Raw genomic sequence first — 14777 nt, forward strand, 5'->3', positions numbered from 1 at the left:
GCCCCAGTGGGGCGGCCTGATCGTGCAGTCTGTAGGTATCTGGAGAACCTGATCATGACATGGATGACGGATAACGTTTTCTCTCGCACAGGAGGCTGGCTGCTGTATGTGGCCATTCTCGGTGCCCTGGCGGTCAGTCTGCCGCGGGAGTTTATCGTGCCGGGCGGAGCTCAATTCATCCTGCTGATCGGCGGGATCGGGCTCTGGCGCTATTCCGTGGGCATCATTCACTTCGTTCGGGGTATGTACTTCCTGCACGTTGCCTACCCACGGCTACGGGCCAAGGCCAGAAAACTGGGCGAAGAGGCGGCCCCGTCCCATGTCTATCTGATGGTCACCAGTTTTCGCATTGATGCGGAAACCACCGCCAAGGTCTATGCCTCGATCATTCGCGAGGCCGTCGAGTGCGGCTGGCCCACCACCGTGGTGGCGTCAATCGTAGAGCTGTCGGACGAGATGCTGATGCGGGCGATCTGGCGTCGGCTCGATCCGCCCGAACGGGTCCAGCTGCGACTGGTGCGGATTCCGGGTACTGGCAAGCGTGATGGCCTGGCCTATGGCTTCCGGGCCATATCCCGGGACGTGCCCGATGACGACGCCGTGGTGGCGGTCGTTGATGGTGACACGGTGTTGAACCCCGGCGTGGTCCGGGGCACGGCGCCGTACTTCCGGCTGATGCCGAATGTGGGCGCGCTGACCACCAACGAGTTCTGCGAGGTGCACGGCAGTTACCTGATGTCGGAGTGGCACAAGCTCCGGTTTGCCCAGCGCCACATCAACATGTGCTCGATGGGTCTGGCCCGCCGGGTACTGACCCTGACCGGACGGATGTCGGTGTTCCGCGCCAGTGTGATCACCCGTCCTGAGTTCATTGGCGACGTGGAATACGACTCGCTCAAGCACTGGCGTCTGGGCCAATTCCGGTTCCTGACCGGTGACGATAAATCCAGCTGGTTCAGCATGATGCGTCTGGGTTATGACACCTTTTACGTGCCTGATGCGTCGATCCACACCGTCGAACACCCGCCGGATCCGAGCTTTATCCGCTCCGCCCGGCAGCTGATGTTCCGCTGGTATGGCAACTCGCTGCGGCAGAACACCCGGGCCACCAAACTGGGCCCTCGTCGGCTGGGTTGGTTCACCTGGTACGTACTCTGGGATCAGCGCATTTCCATGTGGACCAGCATCCTCGGTCTCACGGCCGCCATCATCGCGTCGATCAAGTACTCCGGGATCATTCTGGTGGCCTATCTGCTCTGGATCGGTCTGACCCGCCTGGTGTTGACCGCCTTGCTGATGGCCACGGGTCATCCGGTCGGGCCGGCTTACCCGGTCATCCTCTATTTCAACCAGATCTTCGGGTCACTGATGAAGATCTACGTGTTCTTCCGGCTCGATCGGCAGTCCTGGACCCGTCAGAAAACCAACAACAGCGGCGATTCCGCCTCGTTTCAGCAAAAGCTGAACCGCTGGTCATCGCGGGTCATGACCTTCTCCGCGGTCAGTGTGTTTCTGGCGACCGTCATGTTCATCGTCTGATTCGCCAGCATCGGGACGACATGTTTTTAGCGATTTCAAACAAGCAAGGGATTAAACAATGAATACGGCAGCGATAGCACCGCAGTTTGTCCACGAATCCGAGGCTCAGCGACAGTTTGCCCGGGTTCGCATGCCGGCCAAGCTGTTCGTCAAGCTCGACGGCACCACGGTGAAATTTCCCATCGAGGATATGTCCGCCGGCGGCTTCGGCATCAAGCTCGGCAACGAAGGCCTGCGTCGCGGGCAGGTTTATAACGGGCGCCTGGTGTTCCGAATTGACGGCTTTGACCTGGCCGTGGATGTGGAATTCGTGCCCAGGAACTTTACCGGTAACGATGGCCGCTGTGGCTGTGAGTTCCAGAATCTGGGCGCCAATGAAGTCTCGGTTCTGCGCTACCTGATCACCTCGTTCCTGAGCGGCGAGCTGGTTTCCGCCGGTGACGTGCTTAACACCCTGTCCCGTGAAAACTTCACTAAGGCCCGTAAGGGCAAGGGCAGCCAGGCGCTGGGTTTCTTTGCCAGTGCCCGGGCCATGGTGGTCAGCCTGGTGATGATGACGGTGGGGCTGATTGCAGTGGCTTTTATCGGCTACCAGCTCTGGCAGATCTACTTCGTGACCACCGCGGAATCGGCCATGGTGGCGTCTGAAAACGTGCCGGTCCGGCTCCCGAAAGACGCCAAGGTGACCACTCTGGTGGAAGCCGGGGACCAGGTTGAGGCCGGCCAGGCCATCGCCTCCTTTGATGCGCCCATGCTGTCCTACGTAAATGACCTGGTGGGCAATGGCAATTACACCGTCGAGCAGATTGAGGAACTGTTGGGCCAGAGTGTGCGCGGCACCCTGACCAGCCCCTGTGACTGCAAGGTGCTGAACATGCTGCCGGCCAAAGACCAGTACATGAGCAAAGGTGAAAAGTTGGCCGTATTGGCGCCCACCGATGCCTCGGCGCACGTGATTGCCCGCTTCAACTTCGAAGATGGCGGAGACCTTGAAGAAGGGCAAGCGGTCACTCTTCGCATGTCGGGTGGCGACACCCAGACCGGCCGGATCGAGTCGTTGTTTGTAGATTCGGAAACGCCGAATCAGCCGGGTAACGCCATCAATGCGTTGATCCAGGCTGACGAAGCCTTGCCGATGCAATCGGTCGGCCGGCCCATTGGTGTCACCGTGGACGTGTTCCAGATGGCAGCCGTTGACGGTCTGATTGACCGCGTTGCCGAACAGTGAGAGAGGGCATGGTGATGGCTCGGAAGCTTGGAGCGCTCAGCCTGCTGCTGATTGGCCTGGCCGGTTGCAGCAGCGTGCCGGATATCGAACGGGCTGAAAAGGCCGCTGCCGCCGGCAATGTTGAGGCGGCGCGGGCGCAGCTTGAGGAGTTGGCCCATTTCGGGATCGTTGATGCCCAGGTCGAGCTGGGTGACTTGTATGCCGAGGAGGACACCCAGACTGGCCTGAAAAAGTCACTGCACTGGTATCGCAAGGCCTCGGAACAGGGCAGCGACCGGGCCTGGATTCGGCTGGGCAAGATGCTTGCCCGTGAAGGCGAGACCCCAAAGCAGCGGGCGCAAGGTGAGCATTACCTCAAGAAAGCTCTGGCCGAAGGCGACGATAGCGCCCTGATGCCATTGGTAGAACTGTACCTGGCGTATCCGAAGGAATTCCCGCAGGCGAATCCCCGCACCTGGATTGAGCGGGCCCGTTCTGTTGGCGATCCGGCGGGAGATCTGGCCCTGGCGCGTTACTACCTGATGAAAGGCCAGTTGAGCGCCCGGGGTGGTGAAATCGTGTCCCTGTGTGCCCCCATCGCCCAGAGCCATCCCGAATGTCTGATGATCCTGGGCCAGGTCTATCTCGACCAGGACCGCACTGAAGCGTTTCAGGTGCTCGTCGAGGAAGCCAAGCAAGACTGGCGCGACGGGAATATTGCCGATCGGGATCTTTATCTTTTTGCCCGCTGGATGTCTGAAGACGATCTGCCGAACAAGCAGGTGGCCATTGCGGACGATCTCTACCAGATGCTGACACCGGGCTATGTCCCGGCCATGACCGCGCGTGCGCGGCTGATTATGGACAACACCTACCTGGCAGATTCCGAGGAAGTAGTGAAGTTGCTGGAGGCTTCACGTGCGGAGGGTGACCTGAAAGCGTCGCTGGTGCTGGCCCGGGTGTACGAGCGAGGCAGCCTGGTGCCGCTGGATCCGGAGAAGGCCGTGCAGTACGCCATGGAAGCCCGCGACCAATACCCATCGGCCGATTATCTGCTGGGCCGAATCTATAAGCGCGGGTATCTCGGTGAAGCCGAGCCCGAAAAGGCCCGGGACTATTTGCTTCAGGCGGCCCGGCGTGGTTTCCCGAAAGCGGACTACCTGCTCGCGGAAATGTTCTGGGAAGGTCGGGGTATCGCGGTGAACAAGCAGTACGCATGGGCTTTTGCGTTGCTGGCCCTGGAAGGCGGTGTTGAGCGTGGCAAGGATCTGCTTCTGGAAATGGTGCCGGAAATGCCGCGCGTCCTGGAGAAAAACGCCGAAGCGATTGCCAATCGCGAACTGGCTGCCCGGCGCCAACTGGTCGCAGGGCAGAAAGAACAAGCGCAAATGAATGAAAGCCAAGGGAGTTAGAACAAGATGAACATCAACGAAACGACAGGGCTGCGGCCAATGCTCCTGGTTTTGGGCTGTGTTGCTGCCATGCCGGCCGCCGCTCAGGACGGCTCAGAGAATACCGATTATCCGCGACTGTTGGATTCGTCCACCAGTGCCAAGGCCAGTGCCATCAGTGAGGGCGACCGTCGTCTGGGGCTGGGTCCGGGCGACCGGAAATCCAATGAATTGAGTGTGGATGTAAAGCCGGAATGGGTCTGGCAGTTGTCCGAGCACTGGCGTTCCAAGGTTCGTCTCCAGGGCTTTGCCGCGACCGGCAAGGTGGATGTAAGCGATGAAATCGGCGGCACCGAGACCGACGGTTTTGTCGGCCTTCGTGAAGTTTGGTTGGATTACAACGGCCTGTCCAGCTATCCGGGCGCTTCTATTCGTTTTGGTCGTGAGCGGCTGAAAGAAAATACCGGTACCTGGTGGGATGACGACATCACCCTGGCGCGCTGGATCTTCGACACCACGCTGCTGAAAACCACGGTCGGGATTGCGGACAAGCTGACCGAGGCCCGCACCGACGTGAACGAAGTACGCAAGCAGGAGCGGGATATTGCACGTTTGTTCGCGTCCACCGAGTGGCAGTGGAAGAAAGATCATTACCTGACCCTGCTGACGACCCACGCCGAACGTTATGGCGACGAGAGCGACCTGGGGCCGGACTCTGACAGTGGAGCCCCGGAGCGGGTTACCGAATCTCTGACCTGGGTCGGTGTCCGTGCCGATCAGGGCTACTTCGATTGGCATTCCCGCAGCCCGGTCCAGTACCTGGCTTCGTTTGGCGCCGTGGCAGGCGAAGACGCACGGCTTACCGAAAACTCGGGTGCCACCAATGGCTTTACCCGGGAAGAGCGGGATGTGTCTGGCTGGGCCGCTGATCTGGGTCTGCGTGGCCAGCTGACTGAAAGCCCACGCTGGGTCGTTGGTGCTCACGGGGCGATTGCCTCCGGTGGTAGCTCGGATGGCGAATCTGACGCCTTCCGCCAGACCCAGCTGGAAAGCAACCGCTCGCGGTTTACCGGCACCCGTTCCCAGGTGTCGCGGTTTGGTGAGGCGTTCCAGCCTGAATGGAGCAACTTGAAAGTCGCCACGGTGTACACCGCGATTACTGATCGAAACTGGTGGGCGGCCAACCTGCTGTATCACAAGTACTGGCTGGCTGATGCATCCGGCACCGTGAATTCTGATCTGGTTGAGCCAGGATTTACCGGCGCCAGTGACGATTTGGGGGAGTCGGTAGACATGGTCCTGGGGTACTACGGCGCCGGCACCGAGGGCAGCTGGACATCCTTTGATGCCCGACTGCGCGCCGGCGTGTTCTTTCCGGGCCAGGCCTACGGCGAAGACGCTGACGATTCCCGGCACCGGGTTGTCCTCGATCTGACCAAGCGTTTCTAGGGAGCGACCATGAGACACCCCCGGTTTGAGACATCAAGGATGGGACTGCTGGCGCTGGCCATGGCTGCTGTGGCGGCCTTGCTGCCAGCAGTCGCTGACGCCCGTGCAGATCTCGACCTTGCACCGTCGCAGTTTGCGCCGTCTGAAACGGCGCCCCAGTACGAGACCGACGACTATGGCATTGAGCAGGTTTCGGCCGAAGCCGTAACCCGGCCGGATCCGGATCTGCCGGACGTGTCGAAGTACAACGGCGAGGCGGTGGAGCAACGTCTGGCACAGCGCCCGGCGGAGGCGCCGAATGTCACCGTTGAGCGGATTGCCGGGGTGAGCGCACTGGGGGATTTCGTGGATGAGGGCCGGGCCCGGGAATGGGTGATCCGTCAGTTCTCCCACCCCCAGGCGATTCTGGTCAACAGTGGTAAGGCCACACTGGACGATGTCTATGAGCAGGTTAGCGATGCCCGCTACATGGAGCGCAATGACGATGGCTCCTACATCATCCGGTTGCCACTGGTGGTGCGTCCGGGTGCAACCCTGGAAATCCGGGACCAGACCCTGCGCCTGTCCGAAGAGCGGGGCGCCTTTATTGCCAACGACAGCTTTCTGTTCGTGATCGACAGCACCATTGTTGGCTGGCGCGAGAAGAGCGGGGCGCCGGCCGTGTTCCAGAAAAAGTCCAATTTCCGGCCGTTCTTTGTCGGCTGGGGCGGTAGCGAGACGTTTGTGCTGGGCTCGGAGTTCGCCCACCTGGGTTACAACCAGAGTAAGTCCTACGGCTTTTCAATTGCTCAGTACTCCAAGTACGACAACGCCCGGCTCAAGCGCTCCGCGCCCCACGCCTGGCTGGTGGACTCCAAGTTCCGGGATATCTACTACGGCTTCTATTGCTACGAGGCGGAAGACGTCGCCATCGTCAATAACGTCTATGAAGACAACATCGTTTACGGCATTGATCCCCACGATTATTCCAGCAATCTGCTGATTGCCGGCAACGACGTCTACGGGACCAAGGAAAAGCACGGCATCATCATTTCCCGCCAGGTGAATGACAGCTGGATCCTGGACAACCACAGCCACGACAACGGCCTTTCGGGCATCGTGCTGGATCGCCAAAGCCGCAACAACGTGGTCGCCAACAATGTGGTGCACGACAACCAGGGTGACGGCATTGGCCTGTACGAATCGCCGGACAACCTGCTCTGGGGCAACCGCCTGGTGAACAACCTGCGCAACGGTATCCGGGTGCGTAACAGCACCGATGTCGGTGTGTACCACAACATTGCTGCGTTAAACGGAACCTTCGGTGTGCTAGGCCAGGTCAAGGACCTGTCCGCAACCGACCGGGACTTCGAAGAGGATTTCTACCACCAGGCGGTCTCGATGACGGTGGTGGGCGGCAAGCTGGCGGCCAATGCCAGTGGTCCGCTATCCACCGACAACCCTCAGTACATCGGGCTTTACGACGTCGACATGCGCTTTCCCCGTTCCGACGTGGGGATCCATTTCGATGGCGTGTTGGGGCGCTACCAGACCGAGATCTTCGATGCCCTGCTGAACCAGCAGCGGGCGGTTCGCGTGCAGCCAACCGCCACCACCGACTGATCAGGACGTTTGCCGGAGACTGACCATGGTTTTTTCATCCAACATTTTTCTGTTCCTGTTTTTACCGGCCCTTCTCGGTCTGTACTACCTGACGCCGTTCCGGCATCGGTCCTGGGTTATTCTGCTGGGCAGTTACTCGTTCTATGCCTGGTGGCGGGTCGATTTCCTGCTGCTGTTTGTGGCCGTGACCCTGTGGAACTACCTGATCGGTCTGGGCATCCATCGGGCCGGACTGGGTACTGCCCGGGCCCGCAAGTGGGTGGGTATCGGCGTAGCCGGCAACCTCGCGACACTGGGCTACTTCAAGTACGCCAACTTCGGTGTCGACAGTCTGAATGAGTTGTTCCTGTCGCTGGGCTACCAGCCGCTGGATCTGGCCCACATCATCCTGCCCATCGGCATTTCGTTCTACATCTTCCAGGCCATTTCCTACGTGGTGGATGTGTATCGGGGCGACACTGAGCCGACCCGGCGCTTCGTGGATTTTGCCGCCTTTATCGCGTTGTTCCCTCAGCTGATCGCCGGGCCGGTGCTGCGCTACAAGGACCTGGCGGACCAGTTTACCTATCGCACCCACACCCTCGACAAGTTCGGTGAAGGTGCCGTCCGGTTCATGCAGGGTTTCGTCAAGAAGGTGTTCATTGCCGATTCCATCGCGCCCCTGGCCGATGGCGCGTTCGCGCTGACTGATCCATCAACAGCGGACGCCTGGCTCGGCATTCTGGCGTACACCGCCCAGCTCTATTTCGATTTCTCCGGCTACTCGGATATGGCCATTGGCCTCGGCCTGATGATGGGCTTCCGTTTTCCGGAGAACTTCAACCAGCCCTACATCAGCCAGAGCATTACCGAGTTCTGGCGGCGCTGGCACATCAGTCTGTCGAGCTGGCTGCGTGATTACCTGTACATCCCGCTGGGCGGGAATCGCAACGGCACGGTCAGCACCTACCGCAATTTGTTGCTGACCATGCTGCTGGGCGGCCTTTGGCATGGCGCGAACTGGACCTTCCTGCTGTGGGGTGCGTGGCACGGTGGTTTGCTGGCGGTGGAACGGGCCCTGGGTGTCAGTGGCAGTGCCCGACAGTTCCGGGTCAGCCGCTGGGTGATGACCTTCCTGTTCATCATGCTGGGTTGGGTGACCTTCCGGGCTGCCAGCATTGACGAGGCCTTCGGGTTTTACCAGGCGCTGTTCAGTTTTGATGGCCTGGGCCTCAGTGCCGCCTATATGCAGGACATCCGGGGGCTGAACCTGGCCATTCTGGTGCTGGCCTATGCGGTGGTACTGATGATGGGCCTGCGTGATCGCCTGCAGTGGTCATTCGATACCGCCATCCTCGGCCGCCTGCGTGCCGCCCTGCCGGTGGTGCTGGTGCCGGTGTTCCTGCTGACGGTTCTGAAATTGTCGGCGGAAAGCTTTTCACCGTTTCTCTACTTCCAGTTCTGAGGGCCGTCATGCTTACCACATCACGAAAAATCACTGCCTGTGTGTTCATTGCCATTGTCCTCGGCCTCGGTGCGCTGTCGCTGCGGTCACTTGACGACTACAGCCCGAAGGGCAGCCAGGACAAGGGACTGGACCCGGTTAACGGCGAGTTGGCTCGCGACGTTGAGAGCCACTACGACGACGGTTTTCCGGTGCGGGAACTGGGCACCAATTTATGGGCCGCGATCAATTACACGGTGTTCGAGGAAGGCCGGCCTGGCGTCGCCGTTGGCGAACAGGAGTGGCTGTTTACTGATGAGGAACTGTACCTGGGAACCGAGAGTCCGGCCGTGATCGATCGCAACCTGGAGCGGGTCCGGGCAGTGGTGAACCACCTTCAGGCCGAGGGGGTTCCGGTGGCCTTGCTGGTGGTGCCGGCCAAGGCCCGGCTGTATTCGGATAAGCTCGGTGACCTGCAACCGGTTCCTGAGATGCGCGCCCTGTACCAGCGTTTTCTGACGCAGATGCAGCCGGCGCCGGTGGTGGCGCCGGATCTGCTGCCAACCCTGGCGGATGCCAGGGCCCAGGGCACTCAGGTGTTTCTGCGTACCGATACCCACTGGACCCCGGCCGGTGCCGATGTGTTTGCCCGCTCCGCAGCGACGGCAATCCAGACCGCGTTTGGCGGTCAGTCCTGGGACGACACCCGATTCAAGACGTCGCTGGGGGAGACCCATAAGCACGAAGGCGACCTGCTGACTTATCTGCCGCTGGAACCGCTGTTTCCGAACATGGGCCCAGCACCGGATACCCTCACGGAGCGGTCAACCGCGCCGGTGAAAAAAGCCGGCACCACCGCCGAGAGTCTGTTTGCTGAAAACTCGGCGGACGTGGTGCTGGTCGGCACCAGCTACAGCGCCAACCCACTGTGGGATTTTCCCGGTGCCCTGAAACGCCATCTTGGCCGCGACCTGATCAATGTGTCCGATGAGGGGCAGGGGCCTTTTCAACCCATGACCGAGTATCTGCGGTCTGATGAATTCCGGAATCACCCACCTGAACTTGTGATCTGGGAATTTCCCGAACGCTACCTGGCCCAGCCGGTGCAGTCAGAGGCCACGCTGGCCTGGTTTGAGCGTCGGGATAATCTGTTGGCTCAGGGCGACAGCCCGAGCCGGCCATCCATGCAATGAGGAGTAATGCCATGAACCTATTGATGAAAACTGCAGTGACCCTTCTGCTCAGTCTGCTGTTTCCAGTGCTCGGTCAGGCCGGTGAGGACGCCCTCTACGCCGCCGATGCACCTGACGGCGCCACTTTCATCCGCGTGGTGAACGCCGATGTGAACGGCAACATTCCCCAGGCCAAAATCGGTGGCAAGGCCATCAAGGACATCGAGCCTCTGGCGGCCAGCCCCTACATTCATCTTCCGGCCGGCACCTATCAGCTGGAAGTGGGCGATCAGGCAGCGCCGGTCACCATGGAGAAGGACCGCTTCTACACCGCCGTGGTGCTGGATTCCGGGGAGCTGGAAATCCTGCCCGACAAGTCCTTCGAGAACCCGCGTAAGGCGCTGATTTCCTTTTATAACCTGACGGAAGACAGCGGCATCAGCCTGAAAACGGCCAACGGCAAGGTATCGGTGATCGACCCGGTCGAGTCCCTGAGTGTCGCCAACCGTGAAATCAATGCGGTCAAGGTTGCCCTCGGTGCTTTTGCCGGCGGCGAAGCGCTTGCCAGCACCTCTCCGGTGAACCTGCAGCGCGGCACGGTGTTCAGCTTCTTCATCATGGATGTAGGCGGCAGCCCCCGACTGGTGGTGGCTGAGAACCGGGTAGACACCTCGGTGTGAGCACCGACATTCAGCGGCATAGCGTTCCAGATTTATGAATCACATGGGGAATAGTGCAATGACATGGTTGAGTACGAGGGCAGGTTGCCTGGTGCGGCGGGCCGGTGGTCCGCTGACCCTGCTGTTGGGTGGTCTAGGTGTCAACGCCGCGATGGCGGCTGAACTTCCGGAGTACGAAGTTCAACCTCGTAACCGGCTGTGCCAGATGGCCTCGCATTCGTTCGCCTACGACACCAGCTACCTGAAGAACTTCAACGTTCTGGTGCAGGGACGGGACGGCTGGTTGTTTCGTTCTGAGGCCGAGCTGCCGGAGCAGTTCGGCCCTAGCGCCGAGGGCCTTCGCCACCTGGAACGCTTTGCCCGCTATCTAAAGGAAAGCGCCGGCTCGGAGTTGGTGCTGGTGTTCCAGCCCACCAAAGGCCTGGTGCACCCGGACAAACTGGCGGACAACGCCGCAGTGGATTTCTCCTGGTCCTACGCCCGTAGCAGCTATTTGGACGCGCTCGCGAAGTTTCGTCAGGCCGGCCTGGTGGTGCCCGACATGGCGCCGTTGCTGCGCGAATCAGACCGAGAGGAAGCCTATTACTTCAAGCGTGACCATCACTGGACGCCCTACGGCGCGCGTCGCACTGCCCGCGTCGTTGCCGACCGTATTCGTCAGATGCCGGTGTTTCAGTCGCTGCCGACTCAGGAGTTCAAGACCCGTCGTACCGGGCTGATCCGCAAGAATGGTTCCTTGCAGGATGCTGCCCAGCGGATCTGTGGCCAGACCTGGTCTGCTCAGTATGTCGACGAATACCGGACTAATCCCGATGACGGCATTGCCGGAGACGAACAAAGCGCTTTGTTCGGCGACGAGGGTATGCCACCGATTACTCTGGTTGGGACCAGTAACAGTAAGGGTGCCCAGGATTACAACTTTGCCGGCGCACTTCAGGAGTTCCTGGGTGTGGAAATCCTGAACGTGGCGGTTGCTGGCGGCAGCTATGACGGTTCCATGTTTGAGTACCTGATGTCCGACAGTTTCCGGGAATCGCCGCCAGAGGTCATTGTCTGGGAAATACCGGCTTATCACACCCTGGACAGTGGTGAGTTCTATCGCCAGGTGGTGCCGATGGTCAGCCACGGCTGCGAGGGGCGCGAGCCGGTGCTGGAGCGCACATCGCCGGTGACGGCTGGTACTAACGAAGTGCTTTACAACGGCGGGGGCAATTTCCTCGAGCTGTCCAGTAATGAGTACCTGATCGATCTGCAGTTCAGCGACCCCTCGGTGAAAGAGGTGGACGCGTTCATATGGTACGTCTTCGGCCGTAAGGATCGGGTCGATCTGGAATATGGCAACCGGGTCGAAACCACCGGCCGATTCATGTTCGAGCTGCCCTCGGGGCAGAGCTGGAACGACGAGTTGTTTATGTCCCTGGATCTGGAGCTTGAGCCGGAGCAGGTCAGCGAAGGTCTGACCGTGACGGCGAAAGTCTGCCGGCGTCAGGACATTTGAAGCAAACCCACCCGTAAATGGGAGTAGGTATGAGGTTCGGATACACCGACAAACTGCAGAAGCCGGGCAGGACACTGCTGTCCACGGCCCTGATTTCCGTTATTGGCGTGACCTCGGTAGAGGCTGGCGAGTTTCGCGATGAGGGGCTGAGGGCACCGGTCGGCTACTACCAGATTCCGGAAGCGTCCTCGAGTGGCTCCTACGATTGCGAAATCGTGGAGCCACACCGGGGCAGCATGAACTTCACCAGCAAATACCAGGGCAGTGACAATGCCCGCAACGAACTCAATAAGGAGGCATATCAGGCCTATCAGGAGGCGTCGGCCACCATTCGCCGGTTCGAGAAACAGGTGATCGCGACCGCCAACGATTATCAGGTGGATGGTGATGGCCCCGAAGCACGGGCCTGCCTGATAGACAACCTGAATACCTGGGCCGAGGCCGACGCGTTGATGCCAGGCGACATCAATCACGTTGGCCAGGCGGTCCGGAAATGGGCGTTGGCTGCGGCGGCTAATGCCTATCTGCGGGTTAAATCCTCGGCCCCGGAAAATGCACTGGATGCCGCCAAGGTCGCCCGAATCGAGAACTGGTTTGCGCGGGTTGCGGACGGGGTCCGGGATTATTACACCGATCGTGAGCCGCGCAAGGTCAATAACCACGATTACTGGGCGGCCTGGGCTGTGATGGCGTCGGCGGTGGCCACAGACAATTACCGTGACTGGCAATGGTCGTTGGGCAAGTTTGACCAGGCCATGGGCCAGATTGCTTCCGACGGCTACTTGCCGAAAGAGTTGAGCCGGGAGAATCGGGCTCTCGAGTACCACAACTACGCCATGCAGCCGCTGACCCTGATGGCGGTGTTTGCCGAGGTCAACCAGGCCCCGGTGTATGGGCGGTATAAGGAAACCTTCGAGCTGTTGGCCCAGAACGTGGTGGATGGCCTCGAAGATCCGTCCACGATTGAACACATCACCGGCCATAGCCAGAAGATTGAAGGCTTGAGTACCGCATGGGGGCTGGCATGGATGAGGCCATGGGCGGAAACCTGGGGCCCACTTCCGGGCATGGACGGCTTCCTCGCCGAGCACGCTCCGGTCAAAAACACCCGGCTGGGAGGTGACATTGAATTCCTGTACCGCATTGAACCTCGGTGGCCGGCTCGGGGTGAGCCTCATCCACCGGGCAACGTGCGCATTCAGTATTAAAGAACCCAATAAGGTTAGAGAAACCCGACCCCGGCATCAGCCGGGGCCCTATCAAAAGAGAGAAGGAGCAGGATTATGATTCCAGTCATATTGTCGGGTGGTTCCGGTTCACGGCTTTGGCCGCTATCCCGTGAAGCTTATCCCAAACAGTTTTTACCATTGTTGACCCGGGACAGCATGTTCCAGCAGACCCTGGCGCGCTTGCCTAAGGAAAAGGTCGAAGCACCGGTGGTGGTCGCCAATGAGGAACACCGGTTTATTGTAAAGGAGCAGCTGGATGCCATCGGCCTGAAGCCTCAGACCATGTTGCTGGAGCCGTTCGGGCGTAACACTGCCCCGGCCGTTGCCATGGCGGCTATCCAGATTGCCCGCCGGGATCCGACCAGCATTATGCTGGTGCTGCCGGCAGACCACGACATCAGCGAAACCAAGCCATTTCACGATGCCATTGCCAAAGGCATTGAGGTTGCCCAGGAAGGTGCGTTGGTGCTGTTCGGTACTACGCCGGATCGCCCGGAAACCGGCTATGGCTATGTCTCGGCGGCCGGCGCTGAGGAGGACCCAAACGGCTCCCGACCAGTGCAGAAGTTCATCGAGAAGCCGGACGAAGCCACCGCCCAGCGTTTGCTGGACGAAGGCGGCTATTACTGGAACAGCGGCATGTTCATGTTCCGTGCCGATGCTTACCTTCGGGAGCTGAAGACCCACAGCCGTGATATCTACGACACCGCGCTGCTGGCCGCTAAAAGTCTGGAAGCCGACATGGACTTCTGTCGCATCCCGCCGGAGATTTTCGAGCATTGCCCGGATGATTCCATCGATTATGCGGTGATGGAAAAAACCACCCGCGCCATGCTGGTGCCGCTGGATGCCGGCTGGAGCGACGTGGGGGCCTGGAGCTCATTGTGGGACATCAGCGACAAAGACGAGCAGGACAACGCGGTGTTTGGTGATGCTTGCCTCGAAGACAGTTCCGGTTGCCTGATCCATGCCCCGGATAAACTGGTGGCCATGATTGGCGTCGACAATCTGGTGGTAGTCGACACCAAAGATGCCCTGATGGTGGCTCATCGCGATCGGGTCCAGGAGATCAAAGGCGTGGTCAAAAAGCTGAAGGCCGAGAAGCGCTCGGAAACCCGGGTACACCGCGAAGTGTTCCGGCCCTGGGGCAGCTACGACAGCATCGACATGGGTGACCGCTTCCAGGTCAAGCGCATTACGGTGAAGCCGGGCGAGAAACTGTCACTGCAGAAGCACCACCATCGCGCCGAGCACTGGATCATTGTGCGTGGCACGGCGGAAGTCTCCCGTGACGACGAAATCTTCCTACTGTCGGAGAACGAATCCACCTATATCCCGATTGGCGCGGTGCACCGTCTCTTCAATCCGGGGAAGATCCCGCTGGAATTGATCGAAGTGCAATCTGGCGCCTACCTGGGTGAAGACGACATTGAACGTCTGGATGACCGTTACGGCCGGACCGAAGCGGCCCAGGACAAGGAAGGGGGCAAGAAAATCGACGAGGAAAAGGGAGACGAGATTCCGGTAATGATGAACCGGGCGTGATGACCGGCAGACCCTTGGGCCGGACGCCGGTCCAAGGGTCTG

At 60.0% G+C, this 14777-nt stretch carries 11 protein-coding genes; all 11 read left to right on the plus strand.

Annotated features, from left to right (window positions below):
- Nucleotides 1-63: 63 nt before the first annotated feature.
- The 11 genes from QUE89_RS02010 (at nt 64) to QUE89_RS02060 (ending at nt 14735) form a co-directional block, all read left to right on the plus strand.
- Entirely contained in the window at nt 64-1539 is a 1476-nt protein-coding gene (locus QUE89_RS02010; RefSeq protein ID WP_286222804.1) for a glycosyltransferase family 2 protein, read from the plus strand.
- A 58-nt stretch (nt 1540-1597) separates the two neighbouring features.
- On the plus strand, nt 1598-2767 hold the full coding sequence (locus QUE89_RS02015; protein ID WP_286221631.1) for a PilZ domain-containing protein: 1170 nt from the start codon (nt 1598-1600) through the stop codon (nt 2765-2767).
- A gap of 14 nt (nt 2768-2781) precedes the next feature.
- The gene (locus QUE89_RS02020; protein ID WP_286221632.1) at nt 2782-4158 is read left to right on the plus strand and encodes a tetratricopeptide repeat protein; all 1377 of its coding nucleotides are present in this window, start codon (nt 2782-2784) and stop codon (nt 4156-4158) included.
- 6 nt (nt 4159-4164) lie between these two features.
- Complete coding sequence (locus tag QUE89_RS02025; protein ID WP_286221633.1) at nt 4165-5586, plus strand: alginate export family protein; 1422 nt, start codon at nt 4165-4167, stop codon at nt 5584-5586.
- Nucleotides 5587-5595: 9 nt separating this feature from the next.
- Nucleotides 5596-7188: a right-handed parallel beta-helix repeat-containing protein gene (locus QUE89_RS02030; RefSeq protein WP_286221634.1), complete on the plus strand. Its 1593-nt coding sequence runs from the start codon at nt 5596-5598 to the stop codon at nt 7186-7188.
- A gap of 25 nt (nt 7189-7213) precedes the next feature.
- The gene (locus QUE89_RS02035) at nt 7214-8632 is read left to right on the plus strand and encodes an MBOAT family O-acyltransferase (protein WP_286221635.1); all 1419 of its coding nucleotides are present in this window, start codon (nt 7214-7216) and stop codon (nt 8630-8632) included.
- 8 nt (nt 8633-8640) lie between these two features.
- A complete protein-coding gene (locus QUE89_RS02040) occupies nt 8641-9804 on the plus strand; it encodes an alginate O-acetyltransferase (RefSeq protein WP_286221636.1) in 1164 nt (387 codons plus the stop codon).
- Nucleotides 9805-9815: 11 nt separating this feature from the next.
- Nucleotides 9816-10463, plus strand: a complete 648-nt coding sequence (locus QUE89_RS02045; protein ID WP_286221637.1) for an alginate O-acetyltransferase AlgF — start codon at nt 9816-9818, stop codon at nt 10461-10463.
- A 58-nt stretch (nt 10464-10521) separates the two neighbouring features.
- Nucleotides 10522-11961, plus strand: a complete 1440-nt coding sequence (locus QUE89_RS02050; RefSeq protein WP_286221638.1) for an alginate O-acetyltransferase AlgX-related protein — start codon at nt 10522-10524, stop codon at nt 11959-11961.
- Nucleotides 11962-11990: 29 nt separating this feature from the next.
- Complete coding sequence (locus tag QUE89_RS02055; protein WP_286221639.1) at nt 11991-13169, plus strand: alginate lyase family protein; 1179 nt, start codon at nt 11991-11993, stop codon at nt 13167-13169.
- A 75-nt stretch (nt 13170-13244) separates the two neighbouring features.
- On the plus strand, nt 13245-14735 hold the full coding sequence (locus QUE89_RS02060; protein ID WP_286221640.1) for a mannose-1-phosphate guanylyltransferase/mannose-6-phosphate isomerase: 1491 nt from the start codon (nt 13245-13247) through the stop codon (nt 14733-14735).
- The last annotated feature ends 42 nt before the right edge of the window (nt 14736-14777 follow it).

It is taken from the genome of Marinobacter sp. LA51, assembly GCF_030297175.1.
Classification (GTDB): Bacteria; Pseudomonadota; Gammaproteobacteria; order Pseudomonadales; family Oleiphilaceae; genus Marinobacter; species Marinobacter apostichopi.

Bases quoted from the DNA above. Each gene is read 5' to 3' on its own strand.
- QUE89_RS02050 (WP_286221638.1), top strand. From the start codon at position 10,522: ATGACATGGTTGAGTACGAGGGCAGGTTGCCTGGTGCGGCGGGCCGGT.
- QUE89_RS02035 (WP_286221635.1), top strand. From the start codon at position 7,214: ATGGTTTTTTCATCCAACATTTTTCTGTTCCTGTTTTTACCGGCCCTT.
- QUE89_RS02040 (WP_286221636.1), top strand. From the start codon at position 8,641: ATGCTTACCACATCACGAAAAATCACTGCCTGTGTGTTCATTGCCATT.
- QUE89_RS02025 (WP_286221633.1), top strand. From the start codon at position 4,165: ATGAACATCAACGAAACGACAGGGCTGCGGCCAATGCTCCTGGTTTTG.
- QUE89_RS02015 (WP_286221631.1), top strand. From the start codon at position 1,598: ATGAATACGGCAGCGATAGCACCGCAGTTTGTCCACGAATCCGAGGCT.
- QUE89_RS02060 (WP_286221640.1), top strand. From the start codon at position 13,245: ATGATTCCAGTCATATTGTCGGGTGGTTCCGGTTCACGGCTTTGGCCG.
- QUE89_RS02020 (WP_286221632.1), top strand. From the start codon at position 2,782: ATGGCTCGGAAGCTTGGAGCGCTCAGCCTGCTGCTGATTGGCCTGGCC.
- QUE89_RS02030 (WP_286221634.1), top strand. From the start codon at position 5,596: ATGAGACACCCCCGGTTTGAGACATCAAGGATGGGACTGCTGGCGCTG.
- QUE89_RS02055 (WP_286221639.1), top strand. From the start codon at position 11,991: ATGAGGTTCGGATACACCGACAAACTGCAGAAGCCGGGCAGGACACTG.
- QUE89_RS02010 (WP_286222804.1), top strand. From the start codon at position 64: ATGACGGATAACGTTTTCTCTCGCACAGGAGGCTGGCTGCTGTATGTG.
- QUE89_RS02045 (WP_286221637.1), top strand. From the start codon at position 9,816: ATGAACCTATTGATGAAAACTGCAGTGACCCTTCTGCTCAGTCTGCTG.